Origin of the sequence: Bacteroides thetaiotaomicron VPI-5482 (assembly GCF_000011065.1) — a bacterium.
GTDB lineage: Bacteria > Bacteroidota > Bacteroidia > Bacteroidales > Bacteroidaceae > Bacteroides > Bacteroides thetaiotaomicron.
In genome coordinates this window covers 5404432-5429302 of the sequence record NC_004663.1, presented here as the reverse complement: position 1 = coordinate 5429302, position 24871 = coordinate 5404432, and the positions used below count along the sequence as shown (strand labels likewise).

Sequence of the window (24871 nt, the reverse complement as noted above, 5' to 3'; positions counted from 1 at the left end):
GTTTTCAAAGATACTACATTTAAGAGAAAATATTACCAGAAAAAGAGAAAAAGTATCTTCTGCTCTATCTCACAAACACTGCTATGTCAAAAAGAAAACGCATCACACAAAAAAGAATACTTTCCATTCTAACAACTTCTTATTTTTACTATATAACAACAGATTCCCCGATGAAATGGGGCTAATTAGTGATTTTTGAAAATAAATTAGTGATTTTTGAAACATACTGCACCATTCATTCTCCTACTTTTGCAGCACACATCAAGTTGAATAAATACTCTATAATACATATGAAAAGATTTACACTATTAAATGACCTATCATTTTTCAATTTTTACGATTTGCATTTTCTCTGGATACGAAATATGCAAATAAGAACTTAACATTACCCCAAAAATTCCACTATCTAGCGGCATTGGTGCTGGATAGTGGAAATTTTCTCCTAAAAATAGCAATTTCAATTAATACTATGACCTATGAACAAACTACTGACCTCTTTTATATTATTCTCCATTATTACTTTGGGAGGACAGGCGCAAAAGAAAGAAAACTATTATGTAAAACACGTAGAGTTTCCCTTGAATGCCACTCTTGAACAAAAAATCGATATGGCTGCACGTTTGGTTCCAACGCCTCAACAAGTAGTCTGGCAACAAATGGAACTGACGGCTTTCCTTCATTTCAGTATAAACGCCTTTACCGGACGTGAATGGGGAGATGGAAAGGAAGACCCCAATCTCTTTAATCCTACAGAATTGGATGCAGAACAATGGGTAAGCAACTTGAAAGAAGCAGGTTTCAAAATGGTGATTCTGACAGCCAAGCACCATGACGGTTTCTGCTTATGGCCTACAGCTACGACCAAGCATTCCGTAGCGTCTTCCAGTTGGAAAAACGGACAAGGCGACGTAGTAAAAGAACTTCGAAAGGCATGCAAAAAATATGGCATGAGGTTTGGACTATACCTCTCTCCATGGGATCGAAATGCTGAATGTTATGGAGATTCCCCTCGCTATAATAAGTTTTTTATCCGCCAACTAACCGAATTGCTAACTAACTATGGAGAAGTACACGAAGTGTGGTTTGACGGGGCAAACGGAGAAGGTCCAAACGGAAAAAAACAAGTATATGACTGGGATACCGTCTATGAAACTATCCACCGGTTACAACCCAAAGCAGTAATGGCAATTATGGGAGATGATATTCGCTGGGTAGGCAACGAAAGCGGATTAGGTCGTGAAACAGAATGGAGCACCACCGTGTTAACTCCAGAGATATATGCCCGTGCTGACAAGAATAATAAGAAATTAGGAATCAATGGACAGTCAAATGATTTAGGAAGCCGCAAGATGTTGGAGAAAGCGACAGAGTTATTTTGGTATCCCTCGGAAGTAGATGTTTCCATACGCCCGGGATGGTTCTATCATAAAGAAGAAGATAATAAAGTGAAGTCATTGAAACATCTCGCAGATATTTATTTCCAATCGGTAGGATACAATTCTGTACTTCTGCTGAATATACCACCAGACCATAGAGGCTTAATTCATGAAGCAGACGTACAACGTCTGAAAGAGTTTGCTGCTTACCGAAAACAAGTATTTGCTGACAACTATGTGAAGAAAGGGAAAAAATATTGGAATACAGCTTCCGGCAATGAAAAGATATATCAATTAAAAGCCGGTTCAGAAATTAATGTAGTTATGCTGCAAGAAGATATAACCAAAGGACAACGGATAGAAGCATTCACCGTAGAAGCACTGACAGATAACAGCTGGAAAGAAGTGGCTAAAGGGACAACTGTAGGTTACAAACGATTGCTACGTTTTCCAACTATTAAAGCCGATCAGTTACGGATAAAGATTTTAGAATCTCGTCTGAATGCTAACATCAGCCAGGTGGCTGCTTATTATGCAGCACCTATAAAGGAAGGGAAACAAGAGGAAAACTGGAATCAGTTGCCTCGTTCAGGATGGAAAGTTATGTCTACAAAGCCATTAACGATAGATTTGCAAAAGAAGGTGACAATCAACGCCTTTACCTATGCTCCCCTAAATGCAAAGGCAAAGACAACAATGGCTTTCCGATATAAATTTTATATCAGTCTCGACGGCAAGAGTTGGAAGGAAGTACCTACCAATGGAGAATTCAGCAACATTATGCACAACCCATTGCCTCAAACGGTCTATTTCAATCAAAAAGTTCAGGCACGCTTTATCAAACTGGAAGCCACCACTCCCACTGATACAGCCGCAAAAGTTGAACCAAATGAAATCGGAGTAACAATAGCCCCTTGATTTTACATTCATCACAAGTACTAACTAAAAGCAAAAATCAGAATAGAAAAGACGCCATCTATTTTGATTTTTACACTATATAAATCTTCTTATTATCAAATTAACTCCAATGAAGGCAAAGAAAGAGAAATTAGTCTTAATGAAGATAACAGATCTTTAATATATAAGGACTGTCTATCCAAACTTATCGAAAAATTTAATTAACCACAAGATTCATGCTTATTGAAAACACAAGAATGAATTGTTAACACTTTTAATTTCTATGATTAATGAAAAACAAAATAGTGGTGGAAGAATACTACAAATATTAATCCTGTTTTGTTTGTATGGTATGTGTTTTACTCCACTCTATGCCAAACAGGATACAGCATCGCCACAACAGACAGGAAAAACTTACACGATCAAAGGTATTGTCCTGGATTTCAACAATGAGCCTATCATTGGCGCAAGTGTTTATATTCCGGGAACCAATACAGGAGTTGCCACTGATTTAGACGGAAACTTTACTTTAAAGGTACCGGCTAATACTAAAACTATTGAATTCTCTTATATCGGGTATGAAAAGAAGATCATCGAGTTCAATCCTAAAAATCTAAATGTCTTTCGCGTTGTTACCATGAAAGAAGATAGCGGGATAGCTCTAGAGGACGTAACAGTAGTAGCATTCGCCAAGCAAAAAAAAGAATCTGTATTAGGTTCAGTCTCCACTATTAAGCCTGCAGAGTTAAAAACGACTAGCAGTAACTTAACAACAGGTTTTGCTGGAAAGTTAGCTGGTGTGGTTGCTTACCAAAGAAGTGGGGAACCGGGAGAAGACAATGCAGAGTTCTTTATTCGTGGTGTAACTACTTTTGGTACAGGTAAAGCCGATCCACTGATTTTAATTGATAATGTTGAACTAACTTCTTCGGATCTGTCAAGACTGAATCCTGACGATATAGCCAGTTTTTCTGTTCTAAAAGATGCAACCGCAACCGCCCTTTACGGTGCACGTGGTGCCAATGGTGTTATCTTGGTAACGACTAAAGAAGGAACAGAAGGCAAAATGAAGTTATCATTCAGAGCAGAAAGTTCATTCTCTGCCCCGTCAAAAGAGGTAGAATTAGCAGATCCGCTAACTTTCATGAAACTTCATAACGAAGCTGCAAGGACTAGAAATCCAGGCAATGCATTACCTTATCTTGAAAGTGCAATAGCTGCCCGAGAAAAAGGATTGAATCCATATGTTTATCCTATGGTAGACTGGAAAGACATGCTTTTTAAAGATTACACAGTAAACTATCGTGGTAACATGAGCATCAGTGGTGGTGGTCGGGTAGCCCGCTACTATGTAGCCTTATCTTACTCAAGAGACAATGGTATCCTCAAACAAGTTCCTAATAATATCTTTGATAATAACATCAAGCTGAACAAATATACAGTACGTTCAAATGTAAACATCAACTTAACCAAGACGACCGAATTAGCTGTACGTATTAGTGGCACATTCGACAGTTATCAAGGACCGTTATCTGGTGGTTCTGCCATATACAGCCAAGCTATTAAAGCCAGCCCTGTTGAATTTCCTGCTATGTATGCTCCTGATGAAACGAATATTAACACCAAACATGTATTATTCGGTAACTCAGGAAGCAGTGCAAACTATCTGAACCCTTATGCAGAAATGGCCAGAGGATATAAAGAATATGAAAAAACTGTTGTTCTTGCTCAACTCGAACTTAAACAAGATTTCGGTTTCATCACCGACGGATTGAACGGACGTCTATTGGCAAATGTCACGCGAAACTCTTATTATGATCTCACCCGTTCATATACTCCGTTCTATTATTCTTTAGACAGTTATGATAAGTACACGGACACATATATACTTAGCGCCTTAAATTCGGACAAAGGTACAGACTATCTATCATATAATCCAGGAAGCAAATCGGTTGACAGTTCTCTGTATTTGGAAGCATCTCTATCTTATGACCGGACATTTTATAAAAAACATAATATAAGTGGAATGATGGTATATACCGTACGTGAATCAAAATCTGGAAATGCACAAACTCTACAATTATCACTCCCATCACGTAATATGGGGATAGCTGGTCGTTTCACTTATGGATATTCCGATCGTTATTATGCAGAATTCAATTTCGGCTACAACGGTTCAGAACGTTTTGACAAGAACCACCGTTGGGGATTCTTCCCATCAGGAGGGCTAGGCTGGATGGTTTCCAATGAAAAATTTTGGAAAGACAAACCTATCACAAAAGTAATTAGTTCACTAAAATTGAAAGGCTCTTATGGATTAGTAGGTAATGATAATATTTCTGACGAACGTTTCTTCTATCTATCTGAAGTTAGCATGGATGGTGATAACGGTATGGGATTCGGAACAAATTTCAATGCAAAGAACTCTAACGGTAAGATTTCCATCAAGCGTTATGCTAATCCTAAGATAGGTTGGGAAATCTCTCATAAACTAAACGTAGGATTTGAGATGAAACTATTTAAAGATCTGGAAATACAAGCCGAATATTTTAAAGAAAGAAGAACCAATATTTTGCAGACACGTGCCGATATTCCAACTCTAATGGGTTTTCAAGTCTCTCCGCAGGCAAACATTGGTGAAGCCAAAGGACATGGTGTCGATATTTCACTGGACTATTCTCATTTCTTCAACAAGAATTTATGGGCTACCATTAGAGGTAATTTTACCTATGCCAGTAGCAAGTTCTCCAAGTACGAAGAACCCGATTATTCAGCCACTCCATGGAGAAGTAAAATAGGAACGAAACTCAGCCAAGAATTCGGTCTGATTGCTGAACGTTTATTTGTAGATGAAGAAGATGTAGCAAACTCTCCTAAACAACAATTTGGAGAATATATGGCAGGAGATATCAAATACAAGGACATTAATCATGACGGAATTATTGACGAACAGGACAGAGTTCCTATTGGTTATCCTACTACTCCCGAGATTATTTACGGTTTCGGCTTCTCAATAGGATATAAAGATTTTGATTTTAACTGTTTCTTCCAAGGATCATCACGTTCTTCTTTCTTTATATCACCTGCAGATATAAGCCCTTTCATACAACCTAATGACCCGAATAATGAATTAGGAGGTAAACAGGCAACTAATGCTCTTTTGCAAATTGTCGCAGACGATCATTGGAGCGAAGCCAATCAGAACATGTATGCATTTTGGCCGCGTTTGTCAGATACTGCTATTAGTAATAATAACCAAAAAAGTACATGGTGGCTACGTGACGGGACTTTCTTGCGTATGAAATCTGCAGAAATAGGCTATACACTACCAAAGCGAATATCCAGTAAAGCCAAACTTGAAAACTTCCGTATCTACGTGAGTGGAACAAATTTGTTCAATATCTCTAAGTTTAAAACATGGGATACGGAAATGGGAGGCAATGGTCTTGGATATCCCGTTCAACGTGTATTTAATATAGGTGTTCAACTTTCACTCTAAAATTTGCTATATGAAAAAAATTATAGTATCCATATCATTTATTCTTACGGCTATACTATGCAATACATCTTGCAGTGATTACTTGGATATAGTGCCCGAAGGTACCCCGGACATGGAAACAGCCTTCAGCAACAAGACAAATGCCCGTAAGTTTCTTTTTACTTGTTATAGTTACCTGCCAAAGTGGGATCAAGCCGGTTCCATCGGCTTTCTAGCAGGTGATGAACATTGGTTAATACCCAAAGGTACCGGATTTATAGATCAACGCCTCAGTCTCAACGCTTGGGAAATCGGTCGTGGAGAACAGAACAGTAATGACCCTTATCAGAATTATTGGGATGGCCTTAATGGAGGAACAAATCTTTGGACTGCTATACGCGACTGCAATATCTTTCTTGAAAATATTGACAAGCCTCTAGATTTACAGCAATATGAACGTAACAGATGGATTGCGGAAGTAAAATTCCTCAAAGCATACTACCACTATTATCTATTTATGCTCTATGGTCCTATCCCTATCATGGATAACAACATTTCGATAGATGCATCTGCGGAAGAGGTACGACGTTACCGGGACCCAGTGGACGATGTAGTCAACTATATTTCCAATCTACTGGATGACGCAGCTAAAGATCTGCCTCTTCAAGTCACTGATGCAGGTGAAGAACTGGGACGAATCACCCAACCAATAGCAAAAGCGGTAAAAGCACAATTGTGGTTATTGGCTGCTAGTCCTCTATTCAATGGAAATACCGATTATATCAACGTAAAAGATAATCAAGGAAGAAGTCTTTTTCCCTCTGAAACAGATAATAACAAATGGAAACAGGCTGCAGACGCAGCTTTAGACGCCATAAAGTGCGCCAAAGAAGCCGGACATGACCTTTACTATTTCACTCTGCCCGTTAACGGACTTTCGGATGCTACACGCAAGTTACTTGATATCGGTGAAGCAGTTACAGAGAAATGGAATACGGAAATTATATGGGGAAGTACATGGAACGTCAACGGATTACAAAAGGTAGCAGTAGCCAAAACAACTAAGGGCAGTCACTACGATGCAATATCTGTAATGGCTCCGACCTTAACTGTTGCCGAACAGTTTTATTCCTCTAACGGTGTTCCCATCTCCGAAGATAAAGGAGACTTTTGGTCGAAAAACTACCCAAATCGGTATGATTTCACTATCATTCCTGATGAAGGAAATAATAAGCATTATCTCAAAATCGGTGAAGAAACGGCGTATCTTCACCTCAACCGAGAGCCACGCTTTTATGCTAACCTATCATTCGATCGTGGAACATGGTACGGCTACGGTTATGCCAGTGATGAACCGAAAGATCTGGCTTTCTATAAATTTCGCGCTAAAGAAGTTTCTGGTCGTATTACTTCCGAAGACTATTCATATACTGGATATTTAAACAAAAAAGTATGTAGCTATAAAACTAGTGTGACTGATAACGGTCTGTCAACGGAACGTTATGCATTTCCGATTATTCGTCTTGCTGATCTGTATCTGATGTATGCGGAAGCACTGAATGAAACGCTCAACACCCCTAACAACGATGTTTATACCTATATTGACTTAGTGCGTGAGCGCGCTGGTCTTGACGGAGTAAAGGAATCCTGGCAAAAATATTCAAAGTATCCTGAAAAGCCAAACACGAAAACAGGTATGCGTGAAATCATTCGTATGGAACGCTTAAATGAACTAGCTTGTGAAGGAAAACGCTTTTGGGATTTACGTCGTTGGAAGAAGGAACTTCCTCGTGAAGTGAAGGGGTGGTATGTACAAGGAGAAACAGCACAAGAATTTTACCGTGTCACTACGCTTTATCTACGTTCGAGATACAGTTTTAAAGATTACTTGTGGCCCTTAAAAGTAGAAACTGTATTGAAAGATCCGAACCTGGGACAGAATCCGGGTTGGTAATCACCGTATTCATGTTATAAAAAACTGGAAAGATGAAAAAAATAAATTATATATTAAAGCTGACAAAATATATGTCTGCGACTTTAATTGGTATACTGTGTCTTACAGGATGCGGACAAGACGACAGAATTGGACTTGACGCGACTGACAATATAGCACCGGGATTGCCTAGCAATATAAAAGTAGAAAATATTAACGGTGGAGCTATCATCAGCTACACTCCTCCTAAAGATGACGATCTCCTATGTGTAGTAGCTTCTTATATGATCAATGGAAAAGAAAGAACTACTAAAGCCTCTCCTTATGTAAACAAACTTACAGTAGAAGGGTTCGGCAAAGTGGGTGACTATCAAGTGACTCTAAAGAGTATAGATAAAAGCAGGAACGAATCTGAACCACTTTCGGTAACGATAAGCCCGTTGACTCCACCCGTCGAATTTATTTATAATTCTCTGAAAGTCGAAAATAGTTTTGGCGGGGTTAGTCTGACTTGGGAAAATCCAACAAGGGAAAACATTATTTTAGAAGTGTTTAAAAAAGATGATGGGGAATGGATATCTCTGGAAAATTTCTATTCTAGTGTACTAAACGGAGTAGCCAAAATCCGTAATTTGGCTGCAGAACCAATAACACTAGGATATAGAATTCAAGATCGCTGGGAGAACTATTCTCAGATGCTGGAAAAGGAAAGTACGCCTTTGTATGAAGAAGAACTGTCTAAATCTTTATTCAAGGAAGTTAATCCATTACCTGGTGATTGTGAAGCAATGTCCGGTTTGCCAATACGAAATATATGGCAAGGTGATTACAACATGGAATGTTTCCATAATATTACGAATACGACAAACCCTGCAATTGGAAGGACGATAACTTTTGACATGGGACAGGTAGCCAAAGTCAGTCGTTTTAAAATGTATCAGCGTAGAGGAAATGATCCAGTTAATGTATGGGCTTATGACCATAACAATTTAAAAAAATATGTTATCTATGGTTGTGAAGCACTTACGGATAATATGTATCTAGGAGGTGAAGTAAAAGAAGATGGCATCAAATATCCTACGTTCGAAGGATGGACAAAAATCATGGAAGTAGAGTGTTATAAACCTTCTGGAAGCGATAACCCTACGAAAACAAATGAAGATTTAGAATATATTGAAAACGGTGACGAACATGAGATTCCACTAGATGCACCCAATTTCCGTTACATTCGAATTTACATGCTTGAGAATTGGAGTGGAGGTACTTATGCACAGATCGGTGAAATGACCTTTTGGGGGCAACCTATCGGGAAATAACTTAATAATTAGATTATGAAAAATATTATAAACTATATAGTTTGCAGCATGCTAATTCTCGGAATAGCTGCTTGCGGAGATATGTATGATGTACACGAAAAGTATCTTAAAATGGGTGAAGAGACCTATCTCGGAATCGCCAGTGATTTGGAAGCGAACAGCGGTTTCAACCGTATTGAATTGAAATGGAAACTAAATGCTGATCCTCGAATCAATGCCAGTATCATTTCTTGGGAAGGATGCGAAACTCCAATTGAGGTACCCATCTCTGCAGATCGTGATATCAATGATTATATCTCAAAGATAATTGATCTTCCAGAAGGGAAATATATCTTTTCGATAATAAATAAGAGTGAAACGGGAAAAGAATCTCTGATACAAACCATTTCCGGTGAAGTATATGGGTCTTCCTATCAAGCTGGGTTATCCGCACAAGGAATCAACTCTATGGAAGCGACACTGTCGAAAGGAGTTACCATTAAATGGGCTCCTATGGAAGGATGTACAAAAACGATGTTTACTTATACCAACAACGAAGGCAGCGAAAAAACAATCACTTTGATGGAAGGAGCAACAACTTCTATCATACCAGATGCCGTACTTGATACAGAGTTTAAAGTAACTTCTTATTTTAAACCTTCAGAGGAGGCTATTGACGAAATTCCATCATTAGAAAAAGTTGTGAGTTTTCCAACCTATTATACTGTATCAAAAGAAGAGTGGGACGAGATTCATAACCAATATATCGATGTGGACAGGACAGGATGGGGAGTTGAGGCTAACACAGAAGAATTGACCGGTGAAGGAGCCGTAAACGGGCATAAAGAAGCATTAATTGATGGTAATTTAAATACTTTCTGGCATTCACAATGGGATGGTGAAGGGAAGAATCCACCATTGCCACATATAATCATATTTGATATGCAACAAACACAAAACATTCTATCAATAGAATTGGCTAGGCGCCAAAATAACCTTGATTTAAAAGCAGTCATGTTCAGCATCAGTGATGACAAAGAAAACTGGACAGAATTAGGAAAATTAGATTTTCCTAATGATAAGGTTCCTAATGCACAAATTATCTTATTACCAAAGGCTATAAGTGGAAGATATTTCCGTACTACAGTGACCGACAGCAACAATGGCGTAAATGCAAGTATTGCAGAGATTATGTTTACAATGGGAAAAAAATAATAGCAGTCGGTGATTAAATCAAGTGGGAAGAAAAAGTATTTTCTTCCCACTTCTATTTTCAGACAAGAAAAGATACATATACCATACAGTTTTATACAGAATCAGACTACTTTTCTGCATATTATTACGTCTATTTATACAGTTTAATCTCCAGTTTATTAGTTTTTGAGCTATTTTTTCCTACAGCAATCTTAAAAACAGAACATTTCGATAATAAGAATAATATGGAACCATAGCACAAATATATAAAATTGATCAGGCAGAAGGAAGTGAGACGATTATATTATCACGAAATTGTACCTGTTCATTAGGTTTATATAACCGAAAAGAATTATCTTTGCTACATATCAACAGTTGGACTAAAAGGAATTTATGACGAAAGCTTTATTTTTTGATATAGACGGAACGCTGGTTAGTTTCGAAACACACCGTATCCCGTCTTCTACCATTGAGGCATTGGAAGCCGCCCACGCAAAAGGGCTTAAAATATTTATCGCTACCGGACGCCCGAAAGCCATTATCAACAATCTTTCCGAATTGCAGGACCGGAACCTGATCGATGGATATATAACCATGAACGGAGCCTATTGTTTTGTCGGAGAAGAAGTAATTTACAAAAGTGCCATCCCGCAGGAAGAAGTAAAAGCAATGGCTGCTTTCTGCGAGAAGAAAGGAGTCCCCTGCATCTTCGTAGAGGAGCATAATATCTCTGTTTGCCAACCGAATGAGATGGTGAAGAAGATCTTTTATGACTTCCTGCATGTAAATGTCATTCCGACAGTTTCATTTGAAGAAGCAAGCAATAAAGAAGTCATCCAGATGACTCCCTTCATCACGGAGGAAGAAGAAAAAGAAGTGCTTCCATCCATCCCGACTTGCGAAATAGGCCGCTGGTATCCGGCTTTTGCGGATGTCACAGCCAAAGGCGATACCAAACAGAAAGGCATCGATGAAATCATCCGGCACTTTGGTATCAAGTTGGAAGAAACGATGTCCTTCGGCGACGGAGGAAACGATATCAGCATGCTCCGCCACGCAGCTATCGGAGTCGCTATGGGGCAGGCCAAAGAGGATGTAAAAGCCGCAGCCGACTATGTGACAGCCCCCATTGATGAGGACGGCATCAGCAAGGCTATGAAACATTTCGGGATTATCTAATTCATTTATCCGGTCAGCACATCTGCTTATCCGTCACTAACTTTATGAGCGTAGACACTAATAACGCAGCTTTTCAGGACGCCCTGAATCTTATTCAGTATACCCGCCAGTCGGTTTTTCTGACCGGAAAAGCGGGTACAGGTAAATCTACATTCCTACGTTATGTCTGCGAACATACCAAGAAGAAACATGTCGTTCTCGCACCTACCGGCATCGCAGCCATCAACGCCGGAGGAAGTACGATGCACAGTTTCTTCAAACTCCCCTTCTATCCGTTACTGCCGGACGATCCAAATTTAAGTCTCCAGAGAGGACGCATTCACGAGTTCTTCAAGTACACCAAACCGCACCGGAAATTACTGGAACAGATTGAACTGGTCATCATAGACGAAATCTCTATGGTACGGGCGGACCTCATTGACGCCATCGACCGCATCTTACGTGTATATTCACATAATTTACGGGAACCTTTCGGCGGCAAACAACTGTTATTGGTAGGCGACGTTTTCCAGCTGGAACCTGTCGTGAAGAATGACGAGCGGGAGATTCTGAACCGTGCCTACCCTACTCCATACTTCTTCTCGGCAAGAGTATTCAGCCAGATCGATCTGGTATCCATCGAACTCCAGAAAGTATACCGGCAAACTGACTCCGTCTTTGTCAGCGTTCTCGACCATATCCGTACCAACACCGCCGGAGCAGCCGACCTGCAACTGCTGAACACCCGATACGGAAGCCATATCGAAGAATCGGAAGCCGATATGTACATCACGCTTGCCACCCGAAGGGATACGGTTGACTCGATCAATGAGAAGAAACTGGCCGAGCTGGCAGGAGAACCGATCACCTTTGAGGGAAGCATTGAAGGGGATTTTCCCGAAAGTAGTCTGCCGACCTCACAGGAACTCGTTCTGAAACCGGGTGCTCAAATCATCTTTATCAAGAATGATTTCGACCGCCGGTGGGTAAACGGTACCATCGGAGTGATTGCCGGTATCGACGAGGAAGAAGAAACGATATACGTCATCACCGATGACGGCAAGGAATGCGATGTAAAACGGGAATCATGGCGTAACATCCGCTATCGCTACAACGAAAAGACGAAAGAGATTGAAGAGGAAGTACTGGGCAGCTTCACCCAATATCCCATTCGGCTGGCTTGGGCCATTACCGTCCACAAGAGTCAGGGGTTGACTTTCAGCAGAGTAGTGATTGACTTCACGGGAGGTGTATTTGCCGGCGGACAGGCGTATGTAGCACTCAGCCGTTGTACCTCACTGGATGGCATCCAGCTCAAAAAGCCGATCAACCGGGCGGATATCTTTGTGCGTCCCGAAATCGTAAACTTTGCCGGACGGTTCAACGACCGGCAAGCCATCGACAAGGCTCTGAAACAGGCGCAGGCCGATGTCCAGTATGCCGCTGCCGCACGTGCATTCGACAAAGGGGATATGGAAGAATGCCTGGAACAATTTTTCCGTGCCATTCACTCCCGTTATGACATAGAGAAACCTGTTCCCCGCCGATTAATCCGCCGGAAACTGGGGATTATCAACACCTTGCAGGAGCAGAACAAAAAGCTCAAAGAGCAAATGCGGGAACAGCAGGAACGTCTGCGGCAATATGCCCACGAATATCTGTTAATGGGAAATGAATGTATCACCCAAGCCCACGACGCCCGTGCCGCCATCGCCAATTATGACAAAGCGCTCAGCCTCGACCCTAATTATATAGACGCCTGGATACGGAAAGGAATCACCCTGTTCAACAGCAAAGAGTATTTTGATGCGGAAAACTGTTTCAATACCGCTGTCAGCCTTCATCCTGCAAACTTTAAAGCTGTGTACAACCGTGGAAAACTGCGTCTGAAAATCGATAATACTGAAGGAGCAATTGCCGACCTGGACAAGGCTACAAGTCTGAAACCCGAGCATGCCGGTGCACACGAGCTTTTCGGAGATGCCCTGTTGAGAGTGGGGAAAGAAGTGGAAGCCGCCATACAATGGAGAATTGCCGAGGAACTCAGAAAGAAAAAATCATAAATAAGTTGGTAGTGTATCAGAAGTCTTCTGATTGTGAAAGTTATTGAATATCATCTTACATCAAAAACTTTTTATTAACTTTGCCTTCGTATGTACGTCAAACTCTTAAAAGAAAAGCAAATGAAAAAAGGTTTGAAAATCGCAGCTATCGTCGTAGGGGTAATAATCATTCTGATGCTCCTCCTTCCTTTCGCCTTCCAAGGTAAGATAGCAGGTATTGTAAAAACAGAAGGCAACAAGATGCTCAATGCACAATTTGATTTCAAGAAACTCAACATTAGCCTGTTCCGCAACTTTCCGCAGGCTTCTGTCACTCTCGAAGATTTCTGGCTGAAAGGCGCGGGAGAATTCGCAAATGATACCCTTGTACAAGCCGGAGAGGTAACTGCCACCATCAATCTGTTCTCCCTTTTCGGAGACAGCGGTTATGACATCTCCAAAGTATTCATAGAAGATACCCGCCTGCACGCCATTGTCCTGCCGGACGGTCGTGCCAACTGGGATATTATGAAGCCCGACACGACAGACACGCAGGAAACGCCTGCCGCGGAAGAAGATTCATCTCCTTTCAAAGTCAAGCTGCAACGTTTTGTCATCAAGAACATGAATTTGATTTATGACGACCAGCAAGGTAAAATGTATGCCGACATCCGTGATTTCAACGCCCTTTGTGCCGGTGACCTGGGCAGTGACCGCACTACGCTGAAACTGGAAGCGGAAACCAAATCACTGACTTACAAGATGAATGGCATTCCTTTCCTTGCAAACGCCAACATCTCCGCCAAGATGGATGTAGACGCCGATCTTGCCAACAACAAGTATACACTGAAAGACAATACCATTCGCCTCAACGCCATTCAGGCAGGTATCGACGGTTGGGTGGAACTGAAAGATCCCGCTATCGACATGGATCTCAAACTCAATACCAATGATGTAGGCTTCAAGGAAATACTGTCTTTGATTCCTGCCATTTACGCAACGGAATTCTCCAGTCTGAAAACAGACGGAACCGCTACTCTTGCCGCATCAGCCAAAGGTACGCTGCAAGGAGATACTGTCCCCGCATTCAACATCGACATGCAAGTCAAGAACGCTATGTTCCGCTATCCGGCATTGCCCGCAGGAGTCGATCAGATCAACATTAATGCCAACGTCCGAAATCCGGGAGGAAATATAGACCTGACCACCATCCAAATCAACCCGTTCAGTTTCCGTCTGGCAGGAAATCCTTTCAGTCTGACTGCGGACGTGAAAACACCGGTCAGCGACCCCGATTTCAAAGCTGAGGCAAAAGGTACCCTCGACCTGGGTATGATCAAACAGGTATACCCTTTGGGAGATATGGAACTGAACGGAACCATCAACGCCGATATGCAAATGTCCGGACGTCTTTCTTATATAGAGAAAGAACAGTACGACAACATGAAAGCCTCCGGAACCATCGGTCTGACCAATATGAAACTGAAAATGCAGGATATGCCGGATGTGGATATCAAGAAATCACTCTTCACCTTCACCCCGAAATATCTGCAACTGAGCGAAACGACGGTCAATATCGGTAAGAACGATATTACTGCCGACAGCCGTTTCGAGAACTATATCGGCTACGCTCTGAAAGGTACTACGCTGAAAGGAACGCTGAACATCCATTCCAATTATTTCAATCTGAATGATTTCATGACAGCCTCCACAGACAGCGTGGCAACTACCGAGGCTGCTGCTACAGACTCCACGGCGATTGCCGGCGTAATAGAAGTTCCGCGCAATATCGACTTCCAGATGGACGCCAATCTGAAACAGGTGCTGTTTGACAAGATGACATTCAACAATATGAACGGTAAACTTATTGTCAAAGACGGAAAGGTAGATATGAAGAATCTTTCTATGGGCACTATGAGCGGCAATGTGGTGATGAACGGATATTACTCTACCGCCAATGCGAAGAAACCGGAAATGAAAGCCGGATTCAAACTGTCGGATATCAGCTTCTCACAAGCATACAAAGAACTGGATATGGTTCAGCAACTGGCTCCTATCTTTGAGAACCTGAAAGGAAACTTCTCCGGCAGCATCAATGTGCTGACCGACCTGGACGCAGCCATGAGCCCGGTACTGGAAACGATGCAAGGAGACGGCAGCTTGTCTACCCGCGATCTCAGTCTGAGTGGTGTGAAAGCAATCGACCAGATAGCCGATGCCATCAGCCAACCGAGTCTGAAAGAAATGAAAGTGAAAGATATGACACTGGACTTCACTATCAAAGACGGACGGGTGGAAACCAAACCGTTTGATATCAAAATGGGTGACTATAATCTGAATCTTTCCGGTAGCACAGGACTCGACCAGACCATCGACTACTCCGGCAAGATCAAGCTTCCGGCATCCACCGGCATTTCCAAGCTGATGACACTCGATCTGAAGATCGGCGGTTCATTCACTTCCCCGAAAGTCAGTGTCGATACAAAGAGTATGGCCAATCAGGCACTTGAATCCGTAGCCGACGAAGCAATCAGCAAACTGGGAGAAAAGCTCGGACTGGATTCTGCCACGACTGCCAACAAAGATTCCATCAAACAGAAAGTGACGGAAAAAGCTACAGAGAAAGCACTTGATTTCTTAAAGAAGAAACTTAAATAAGAAAAGGAGAAGAGAGTATGCTTCTGAAACTGTACGATAAAAACAATAACCCGCAGGACTTGCAACGGGTAACCGACATCCTGAACGACGGCGGACTGATCATCTATCCTACGGATACGATGTACGCCATCGGATGCCACGGGCTGAAAGAACGTGCTATTGAACGGATTTGCCGGATCAAAGATATTGATCCGCGCAAAAACAACCTGTCTATCATCTGCTACGATCTAAGCAGTATCAGCGAGTATGCCAAAGTGGGTAATAATGAGTTCAAGCTCATGAAGCATAATCTCCCCGGTCCGTTCACGTTTATCCTGAATGGCACCAACCGGCTGCCCAAAATCTTCCGCAACCGAAAAGAGGTGGGTATCCGTATGCCGGACAACAACATCATTCGTGAAATCGCCCGCTTACTGGATGCTCCTATTATGACCACCACACTGCCATATGATGAGCATGAAGATCTGGAATATATGACCGATCCCGAACTGATTGACGAAAAGTTCGGCGATATCGTGGATCTGGTGATCGACGGAGGAATAGGAGGCATAGAACCTTCTACAGTAGTGAAGTGCACAGAAGATGAACCGGAAATTGTCCGTCAGGGAAAAGGCTGGCTGGAAGGGATTTAATCCCGAAGACTATTAACTTAGAGAATATATAAATCAGGCACGGACTACACGGATTTCACGGTTTTAAAAGATTACATATCTAAAAAACGTGTTAATCCGTGAAATCCGTGCCTGAATATTTCTTACTTAATCAATGATTCCGGATCCAGATGACCTGCTTCGATATCCTTGAAGTAACGGTAAGTACCTACTTTCAACTCTTCCGTAGCAGCATCGTCACAAACGATAATACCCTTTTCGTGCATCTGCAAAGCACTGATAGTCCACATCTGAGTGATAGAACCTTCTACTGCATGATATAATGCGCGGGCCTTATTGTGACCATTTACGATAATCATCACTTCTTTAGCAGAAAGCACAGTGCCTACACCAACAGTCAGAGCTGTCTTCGGAACTTTGTTAATATCGTTGTCAAAGAAACGGGAGTTCGCAATGATTGTATCCGTAGTCAGCGTTTTCTGACGGGTACGGGAAGTCAGTGAAGAACCCGGTTCGTTGAATGCGATGTGTCCGTCTGGACCAATGCCACCCATGAAAAGGTCGATGCCACCATAAGACTTAATCTTTTCCTCGTAGCGTGCACATTCTGCATCCAGGTCGGGAGCATTACCGTTCAGGATATTCGTATTTTCCTTTTTGATATCGATATGGCTGAAGAAGTTATTCCACATAAAAGAGTAATAGCTTTCCGGATGTTCTTTCGGCAAGCCTACATATTCATCCATATTAAATGTTACGACGTTCTGGAAAGAAACGATTCCTTTCTTATTTAAATCGATCAAAGCTTTATACATACCCAGAGGTGAAGATCCCGTAGGACAGCCCAATACAAAAGGTTTTTCCGGAGTTGGGTTGGCAGCTTTTATTTTTGCGGCAACGTAATGTGCAGCCCACTGAGATACGGACTGATAGTCCGGCTGAATAATAAGTCTCATAAGTCGATTGTTTTATAGGTTAGTAAATAATTGTTCATTCTTTATTTAGCGGTCTTTTTTCAAGCGGTCCGCCATCGCACGTGCCAGGTTCTCACACTGGGTATAAGTAATATCCTGCATCGCCTGTTTCATCTCTACCGGATCGCCTACCAGTTCGAACTTACTCTTTTCCGCAAATTCAGCCATACGCTTCACAGCAGCTCCTGCCCAGGTGAAGGAACCGAAGTATCCCAAATAACGTCCTTTGAGTTCGCGAACCAGAATCTTAGACAATAACGATTCCACTTCCGGGAATATCTGATTACTGTATGTCGGAGAACCGACAATCAATCCTTTATAACGGAAAATATCTGCAAGGATATAAGAAGGATGACTCTTCGTCACATTGTGCATCACAATATTCCTGATTCCCTGTGCTGAGAGTTCCGCAGCAATAGCTTCCGCCATCTGTTCCGTATTTCCATACATACTGCCATATACGATAACCACACCTTCGTCCGCATCATAACGGCTCAGACGGTCGTAGATACCGATCACCCTGGAAATATTCTCTGTCCATACCGGTCCGTGTGTAGAGCAAATGGTAGTGATAGGCAGTCCTCCCAATTTTTGCAGGGCTTTCTGTACCGGACTACCGTATTTGCCAACGATATTGGAGTAGTAACGCACCATTTCACCCCAGTACTTATCTACATTGATACGGGTATCCAGAAATCCTCCGTCTACAGTGCCAAAGCATCCGAATCCGTCACCTGAGAAAAGGATTCCGTCCGTTTCATCAAATGTCATCATCGTTTCGGGCCAGTGCACCATCGGAGTCATATAGAAACGAAGCATATGCTTGCCTAATGCAAGGAAGTCTCCGTCTTTCACCAGATATTGCTCGCCGGTAACACCGTAGAATCCTTCAATCATGCCGAAGGTTTGCTTATTGCCGACAATAATAATATCCGGATAGTGTTGTTTAATCAATCGGATGGAGCCCGAATGATCCGGCTCCATGTGATTTATAATCAAATAGTTAATAGGACGTTCGCCGATTACTTGCTTGATCTTGCGCAAGTAGACTTCAAAATAACAGATATCTACAGTATCCACCAACGCCACCATTTCATCATCAATCAAATAAGAGTTATACGAAACTCCATAGGGCAACGGCCATAACGCCTCAAAACGGTGTTTATTACGGTCATTTACTCCCACATAGTGGACATTTCCTTTAATTCTTGTTTTCTGTTCCATTCTTCAACTTTAATTAATTTCTGCTCACCAGCTATGATCCTCTGAGGACAGAGATTTATTCTGTGGTGAAGTTATCTTCCGCAAAAATAACTCTTTTTTCTGAATCCCTGTACTTCTTACCTTGATAAGCTCCCCTTTCTTTCATTCTTTTTTGCAAACGAGTTACAAATTCATAATTCTTCAGTCCCCAGTCCGGAGCAATCAGCAATTCTTTGGGAGACTGCGAAACAAAACGTTCCAATACCAGATCCGGGCGGAGATGCTCTACATAGTCAATCACCAGGTCAATATATTCGTCCACTTCCGTAAACAGATGAAAACCTTCCGGATTCTCTTCGTATTCATGCGCCATGCGAGTACCACGAATCAACTGTAACTGATGAATTTTGAGTGTGGACAAAGGAAGCGCGGAAAGGATTCCTGCCTGCTCTACCATTGTATCATGTGTCTCTCCCGGAAGACCGAGGATGACGTGCCCGCCCGTCAGTATGCCACAGGCGGCGGTACGCTGAACAGCCTCTACCGTATCCGCATACGTATGTCCGCGATTGATACGCCGCAATGTCTCATCACTGGCACTCTCAATGCCATATTCCACCATCAGGAATGTATGGCGGTTCAGTTCTTCCAGATACTGAAGCAGTTCTTCCGGCATACAATCCGGACGCGTACCGATCACCAATCCTACTACCCCGTCTACCTGCAACGCCTCTTCATATTTACGTTTCAGTCCTTCCAGTTCTGCATAAGTATTGGTATATGCCTGGAAATACGCCAGATATTTCATCTCCGGATATTTATGGGCAAAGAAACATTTCCCCTCCTCCAGTTGGGTAGCAATCGACTTTTCCGTCCGGCAATAGTCCGGGTTGAAAGTCTGGTTATTGCAATACGTACAACCGCCCCATCCCTTCGTCCCATCCCGATTAGGACAAGTAAAACCGGCATTTAATGATATTTTCTGCACTTTGTAAGGAAAATGTTTTCGCAGAAAGGTTGGGAAATCATTATATTGTATTTGATAAGACATATCTATTTAATTCATTTGTTATTTGTGTGGCAAACATAAGAAAAAACAGCGAGTTACGGAAAGATGCCCCAAAATATCTTCAATATATTAAAAAAAACATAAAGTGCATAAGATAAATTAATATTTATTGCGAAAGCAGAAACTATTTAGTTAGTTTTGTGTGATTTTAAGCATTGACGGGAGGATACTTGTGAAAGTCTTGTGCAATTATTCCCCAATTATGATTTCATCTCACCATACCCCATGCGACTCTCGTCAATAAACTATCCTCTTTATGTTCTAAAAACAGAATATAAAGAGGATTTTTAGCATAAGCAGGCAGACAAGACAGCGAAAGGGAGGAAAAAATAGGCAAACTTTCGTATTATCCGTTCAATGTAGCGTCCGGGCTTCTTGTTTTCCATCCTTTTATTTATTTTTGTTCTAACAAAAAACACCGATATTATGAAACGCGCCCGGCTCCTTCTTATTTCTCTTTTTAACTATTGCATATTAGTGGCCCAGCCTACCTATCAGATCAAGCATTATTCCGTCAATGACGGAATGTCTCAAGGAATAGTACAGACGATCATACAAGACAAAAAAGGATTTCTATGGTTCGGCACATGGAACGGGCTGAATAAATTCGACGGATATACATTCAAAAACTATAAGACATCTTACAAAGACGGCTATATTCTGAATACCAACCGGATCAGTCAGATAGCGGAAACGAAATATGGGGATATCTGGTGCCAAGCCTATGACGGACGGGTGTATATGTTCGACAATCAGACAGAGAAGTTCATCGACATTTTAGGTTCAGTAGCAGAAACGATGATAACGAATAATTATGCCGACCATATTTATACCCTTTCCAAAGGAATCTCATGGATCACCTTTCAAAACGAATGTGCCGCCATCCGCATAGATGACCAACTTTGCAAACAGGGGAAAGGAATCACTCTGTACAGTTCCTTCAAACAAAACTTGAAGGGAGACAAGATATATACCGTTTTCGAAGATTCCGAAGGAGATGAATGGATACTGACCAACAAAGGAATTTCTATCATAGGAAAGAAGCAGGTAGACAGCGATTTCCCGTTCCAATATATTAAAGAAGCGGATGGAATTATTTATCTGGTTTCCCAATCGGACAAATTGGCCTCTTACAACTTTAAGACCAGACAATTCAAATTCATAGAGATTCCTTATCATGTTTCGATGATTAACGAAGTCAAGAAGTTTGACTCCAATACACTTTTGCTGGCTACAGATAACGGACTGATTATTTATAAGATAAAAGAAAAAGAATTCCAGTTGATTGATATACGCACATCAACGCAACCTTCCAACGTCGTACAGTCAGTTTATCAAGACCATTACAAGGAACTATGGATATTCCCCCAAACGACAGGAGTGATCCGTTATAATCCATCCACCAAGGAAATGCAGCATTTGTTCACACCGGCCGACGAAGTGATCAGATATGAACGGAAAAATAAGAATGTGATCTTTGAAGACCGGCAACACACGTTATGGGTTCTCCCCCCGGAAGGGAATCTGTCTTATTATGACCGTGAAAACAAAGAACTGAAACCCATGCTGAAGGACAGCAACAATCCGAAGTCTGTTTTCAGTCCGCTCGTCCGCTTTTACACACTGGACAATCAGGGTAACTGCTGGCTGACCAGTACACGTGGCATTTACAAATTGTCCTTCTTTCCACATACCTATAATCTGGTGCATATTGACAATGGATTCGAGACCCGCGCTTTTTTATGCGACAATGAAAAGAGGCTGTGGGTTTCTTCGAAGGCACAGATGATCAGAGTGTACCAACCGGACGGACAGTTGGAAGGCTATCTGACGCCACAAGGAAAAATAAGCAAAGATAAACAGAGTTTTACAAGCGTATATTGCTTTCTTGAAGACCATGAAGGCAATATCTGGATAGGAACAAAGGAAAACGGCATTTATCTGTTAAAGAAAAAGTCGCCGGATTCCTATTCCGTACAACAATTCACTCATCAACCGAATATGCCATACAGCTTGAGTGGCAACAGTGTATATTCCATTTTTCAAGATAGCCATAAACGTATCTGGATAGGCTGCTATGGCGGAGGAATCAATTTGCTAACCTACAATAAGGACGGTAAGACAGAATTTATACACAGCGATAATGAGTTGAAGAATTACCCGACCGGCTACGCTTCGAAAGTCCGCCACATATCCGAAGCGCCGGGCGGTGTGCTGTTAATAGGAACCACCAACGGATTACTGACTTTCTCCAATCAATTTGAGAGACCGGAAGAAATCAAGTTTTATCGTAATTGTTGCGAGTCAGGAATAAGTACCAGCCTGAGCGGAAATGATGTGATGCATACATACACCGACAAGCAAAAACGAACCTATATAGCCAGCTTTACGGGAGGCATCAGCCAAATCGTATCCAAGAACCTGCTCAGCAACAAGATTGAGTTCAAGACATATACAACGGATGACGGACTGGCTTCGGACTTGGTACAAGCCATGCAGGAAGATCAACAAGGCAACTTATGGATTCTTTCGGAAAATGCCATTTCTAAATTCGACGCTCAAAGAAAGACTTTCGAGAATTACGGGCTTAACTCTCTGCACCAGGAATTTAGCTTCTCAGAAGCGGCACCGGTGATCAACGCTCGAAATCAAATCGTATTCGGTACAGACAAGGGATTCATTGAGATTTCTTCCAAAGAGATGCAGAAAAGTTCCTATGTCCCTCCCATTGTCTTTACCGGTTTGAAAGTGCAGGGACAATCTTCTGTCATCGCCATTGACGATCTGGAAGAATTACGCCTCACCCCCTCTCAGCGTAATGTTACTTTCCAGTTTGCGGCACTCGATTATGTCGATTCCAAAGAAATCCGTTACGCATACCGACTGAAAGGACTGGAAGAAGAGTGGCACGACGGGGACAAGAACCGTTCTGCCAGCTACATCAACTTGCCGAATGGCAAATATAAACTGCAAATCAAATCCACCAACAGCGACGGAGTATGGATGGACAATATCCGCACTTTATCCATCAACGTACTGCCCACTTTCTGGGAGACGGGCTGGGCATGGCTGCTCTACGTTATTCTCTTCGTTCTCTTTACGGGCAGTATCGTATATGTACTTTTTTATATTTATCGGTTGCGCCACCAAGTGGATATCGAGCAACAACTATCCAATATCAAGCTCCGTTTCTTTACTGACATATCTCATGAACTCCGGACACCGCTGACTCTGATCAGCAGTCCGGTCAATGAAGTTCTGGAAAATGAAGACTTATCCGCCACAGCCCGTGAGCACTTGACTGTGGTACAAAAGAATGCCGAACGTATGCTACGTCTCATGAATCAGATTCTGGACTTCCGTAAGATACAGAATCAGAAGATGAAAGTGCTGGTGGAGAAGACAGACCTGATTCCACTTCTTGAAAAAGTAATGATCAACTTCCGCTTGATTGCAGAAGAAAAGAAGATTAATTTCCGGTTGGCAAGCGAACTTAAATCAATATATGCATGGATAGACCGCGATAAGTTTGAAAAGATATTCTTTAATCTGATATCCAACGCATTCAAATATACACCGGCTGAGAAGGCGATTACAATAGAAGTGACAAAACAAACAGATAAAGTGACAATCTCTGTGGTGGATGAAGGCATCGGAATTGAACCGACTAAACTGCGTACTTTGTTCCAGCGCTTCGAAACGCTGGCACAGCAGAATATGCTCCAACCGTCTTCCGGCATCGGTCTGTCATTGGTAAAGGAAATGGTCGATATGCATCACGGTACAATCAAAGTAACGAGCGAGCCGGAAGCAGGAAGCCGTTTCATAGTAACTCTGCCTCTTCAAAAAGAAGTCTTCGAACAAGACAGTCAGGTGGAATTTATTCTGAATGACAGTCAAAGTCCGACTACTCATCCGGACAGCAGCCTCCAGACTGAAAAAAGAGCAGAAGCGGAAGACAAAGAAGATATGGAGAATAATACGGCTCCGGATACGCTTACTATATTGGTGGTTGAGGACAATGAGGAACTGAAAGCTTTCTTAAAAAACATCTTATCTGAGAATTATACTGTTATCACCGCTTCGAACGGAAAAGAAGGATTGCAACACGCAGTTGATAATATCCCCGATCTTATCATCAGTGACGTAATGATGCCGGTTATGGACGGTCTGGAGATGATTCGGCAAATCAAAGAAAACAATAACATCTGCCACATTCCCATTATTGTATTATCGGCAAAAGCCTCTTTGGATGACCGGATTGCCGGACTGGAGCAAGGTATAGATGACTATATCACAAAACCTTTCAGCGCCACATATCTGAAAACACGTATCGCTTCACTGCTCCGCCAACGCAAATCCTTGCAGGAAATCTATATGGCCAAACTGACGGAAGGAAAAGAAATAGCTGTCGCAGAAGCTCTTACCCCATCGCAACCGCAGATTACTCCCTACGACGAGCAATTCATGCAAAAGGTAATGGAGTTCATAGAAGAACAGATGGATAATGCCGAACTGACCATCGACGAATTTGCAGAGCATCTGATGCTCAGCCGCACCATCTTCTATCGGAAACTGAAGTCCATCATCGGACTGACTCCTGTAGACTTCATACGTGAAGTACGCATCAAACGTGCAGCACAGCTAATAGACAGCGGGGAATATAATTTCTCACAGGTAGCCTATATGACCGGTTTCAATGACCCGAAGTATTTCAGTAAATGCTTCAAGAAGGTAGTAGGTATCACGCCTTCCGAATATAAAGAGAAGAATAAATAAAAAAAGAAGCCGACCGTACGCATTCATTAATCACCATAACCGGCTATTTTCTTTCGTAGCACCTAGGTCAGACAATTGTAGCACCCAGGTCAGATAACTGAAGCACCTAGGTAATACATTCGTCTCACCTAGGTGCTACGAAAGAAAAACGACTAAAGACATAAAAGATTTTGGCTAGCAGGATACTTATTTATCCCTATGTTC

At 42.0% G+C, this 24871-nt stretch carries 13 protein-coding genes; 10 read left to right on the top strand and 3 right to left on the bottom strand.

The window, feature by feature from the left end; genetic code table 11:
• The first annotated feature begins 476 nt into the window (after positions 1 to 476).
• From BT_RS20875 to BT_RS20835, 9 genes are all read left to right on the top strand, one after another.
• Positions 477 to 2294 carry an alpha-L-fucosidase gene (locus BT_RS20875; protein WP_011109123.1) on the top strand — a complete coding sequence of 606 codons (1818 nt, stop codon included), beginning with the start codon at positions 477 to 479 and terminating at the stop codon, positions 2292 to 2294.
• Between the two features lie 262 nt (positions 2295 to 2556).
• A complete protein-coding gene (locus BT_RS20870) occupies positions 2557 to 5772 on the top strand; it encodes a SusC/RagA family TonB-linked outer membrane protein (RefSeq protein ID WP_162303130.1) in 3216 nt (1071 codons plus the stop codon).
• Positions 5773 to 5782: 10 nt separating this feature from the next.
• Positions 5783 to 7705, top strand: coding sequence for a RagB/SusD family nutrient uptake outer membrane protein (locus BT_RS20865; protein ID WP_011109121.1), 1923 nt, complete (start codon positions 5783 to 5785; stop codon positions 7703 to 7705).
• A gap of 32 nt (positions 7706 to 7737) precedes the next feature.
• Positions 7738 to 9000, top strand: coding sequence for a DUF5000 domain-containing lipoprotein (locus tag BT_RS20860; protein WP_011109120.1), 1263 nt, complete (start codon positions 7738 to 7740; stop codon positions 8998 to 9000).
• Between the two features lie 15 nt (positions 9001 to 9015).
• Positions 9016 to 10194, top strand: coding sequence for a DUF4998 domain-containing protein (locus tag BT_RS20855; protein ID WP_011109119.1), 1179 nt, complete (start codon positions 9016 to 9018; stop codon positions 10192 to 10194).
• A gap of 372 nt (positions 10195 to 10566) precedes the next feature.
• Positions 10567 to 11352 (top strand): Cof-type HAD-IIB family hydrolase, encoded by a 786-nt coding sequence (locus BT_RS20850; protein WP_008764352.1) that lies wholly within the window; start codon positions 10567 to 10569, stop codon positions 11350 to 11352.
• 44 nt (positions 11353 to 11396) lie between these two features.
• Positions 11397 to 13394: an AAA family ATPase gene (locus tag BT_RS20845; protein ID WP_008761012.1), complete on the top strand. Its 1998-nt coding sequence runs from the start codon at positions 11397 to 11399 to the stop codon at positions 13392 to 13394.
• Positions 13395 to 13514: 120 nt separating this feature from the next.
• A complete protein-coding gene (locus tag BT_RS20840; protein WP_011109118.1) occupies positions 13515 to 16031 on the top strand; it encodes an AsmA family protein in 2517 nt (838 codons plus the stop codon).
• 17 nt (positions 16032 to 16048) lie between these two features.
• On the top strand, positions 16049 to 16663 hold the full coding sequence (locus BT_RS20835; RefSeq protein ID WP_008761010.1) for an L-threonylcarbamoyladenylate synthase: 615 nt from the start codon (positions 16049 to 16051) through the stop codon (positions 16661 to 16663).
• A 122-nt stretch (positions 16664 to 16785) separates the two neighbouring features.
• Here BT_RS20835 and nagB read toward each other — a convergent pair whose 3' ends face one another.
• From nagB to BT_RS20820, 3 genes are read right to left on the bottom strand one after another with little or no spacing between them, the layout of a single operon-like run.
• Positions 16786 to 17598: a glucosamine-6-phosphate deaminase gene (nagB, locus tag BT_RS20830; protein WP_008761009.1), complete on the bottom strand. Its 813-nt coding sequence runs from the start codon at positions 17596 to 17598 to the stop codon at positions 16786 to 16788.
• A 45-nt stretch (positions 17599 to 17643) separates the two neighbouring features.
• On the bottom strand, positions 17644 to 18840 hold the full coding sequence (locus BT_RS20825) for an FprA family A-type flavoprotein (RefSeq protein WP_008764349.1): 1197 nt from the start codon (positions 18838 to 18840) through the stop codon (positions 17644 to 17646).
• 55 nt (positions 18841 to 18895) lie between these two features.
• Positions 18896 to 19870 (bottom strand): TIGR01212 family radical SAM protein, encoded by a 975-nt coding sequence (locus BT_RS20820; protein WP_008761007.1) that lies wholly within the window; start codon positions 19868 to 19870, stop codon positions 18896 to 18898.
• Between the two features lie 444 nt (positions 19871 to 20314).
• Between BT_RS20820 and BT_RS20815 the strand changes: the two genes are divergently transcribed.
• The gene (locus tag BT_RS20815) at positions 20315 to 24667 is read left to right on the top strand and encodes a hybrid sensor histidine kinase/response regulator transcription factor (RefSeq protein ID WP_011109117.1); all 4353 of its coding nucleotides are present in this window, start codon (positions 20315 to 20317) and stop codon (positions 24665 to 24667) included.
• Positions 24668 to 24871 lie beyond the last annotated feature (204 nt).

Coding starts and splice junctions, on each gene's coding strand:
- BT_RS20875 (WP_011109123.1), top strand. CDS start 477: ATGAACAAACTACTGACCTCTTTTATATTATTCTCCATTATTACTTTG.
- BT_RS20870 (WP_162303130.1), top strand. CDS start 2,557: ATGATTAATGAAAAACAAAATAGTGGTGGAAGAATACTACAAATATTA.
- BT_RS20865 (WP_011109121.1), top strand. CDS start 5,783: ATGAAAAAAATTATAGTATCCATATCATTTATTCTTACGGCTATACTA.
- BT_RS20860 (WP_011109120.1), top strand. CDS start 7,738: ATGAAAAAAATAAATTATATATTAAAGCTGACAAAATATATGTCTGCG.
- BT_RS20855 (WP_011109119.1), top strand. CDS start 9,016: ATGAAAAATATTATAAACTATATAGTTTGCAGCATGCTAATTCTCGGA.
- BT_RS20850 (WP_008764352.1), top strand. CDS start 10,567: ATGACGAAAGCTTTATTTTTTGATATAGACGGAACGCTGGTTAGTTTC.
- BT_RS20845 (WP_008761012.1), top strand. CDS start 11,397: ATGAGCGTAGACACTAATAACGCAGCTTTTCAGGACGCCCTGAATCTT.
- BT_RS20840 (WP_011109118.1), top strand. CDS start 13,515: ATGAAAAAAGGTTTGAAAATCGCAGCTATCGTCGTAGGGGTAATAATC.
- BT_RS20835 (WP_008761010.1), top strand. CDS start 16,049: ATGCTTCTGAAACTGTACGATAAAAACAATAACCCGCAGGACTTGCAA.
- nagB (WP_008761009.1), bottom strand. CDS start 17,598: ATGAGACTTATTATTCAGCCGGACTATCAGTCCGTATCTCAGTGGGCT.
- BT_RS20825 (WP_008764349.1), bottom strand. CDS start 18,840: ATGGAACAGAAAACAAGAATTAAAGGAAATGTCCACTATGTGGGAGTA.
- BT_RS20820 (WP_008761007.1), bottom strand. CDS start 19,870: ATGTCTTATCAAATACAATATAATGATTTCCCAACCTTTCTGCGAAAA.
- BT_RS20815 (WP_011109117.1), top strand. CDS start 20,315: ATGAAACGCGCCCGGCTCCTTCTTATTTCTCTTTTTAACTATTGCATA.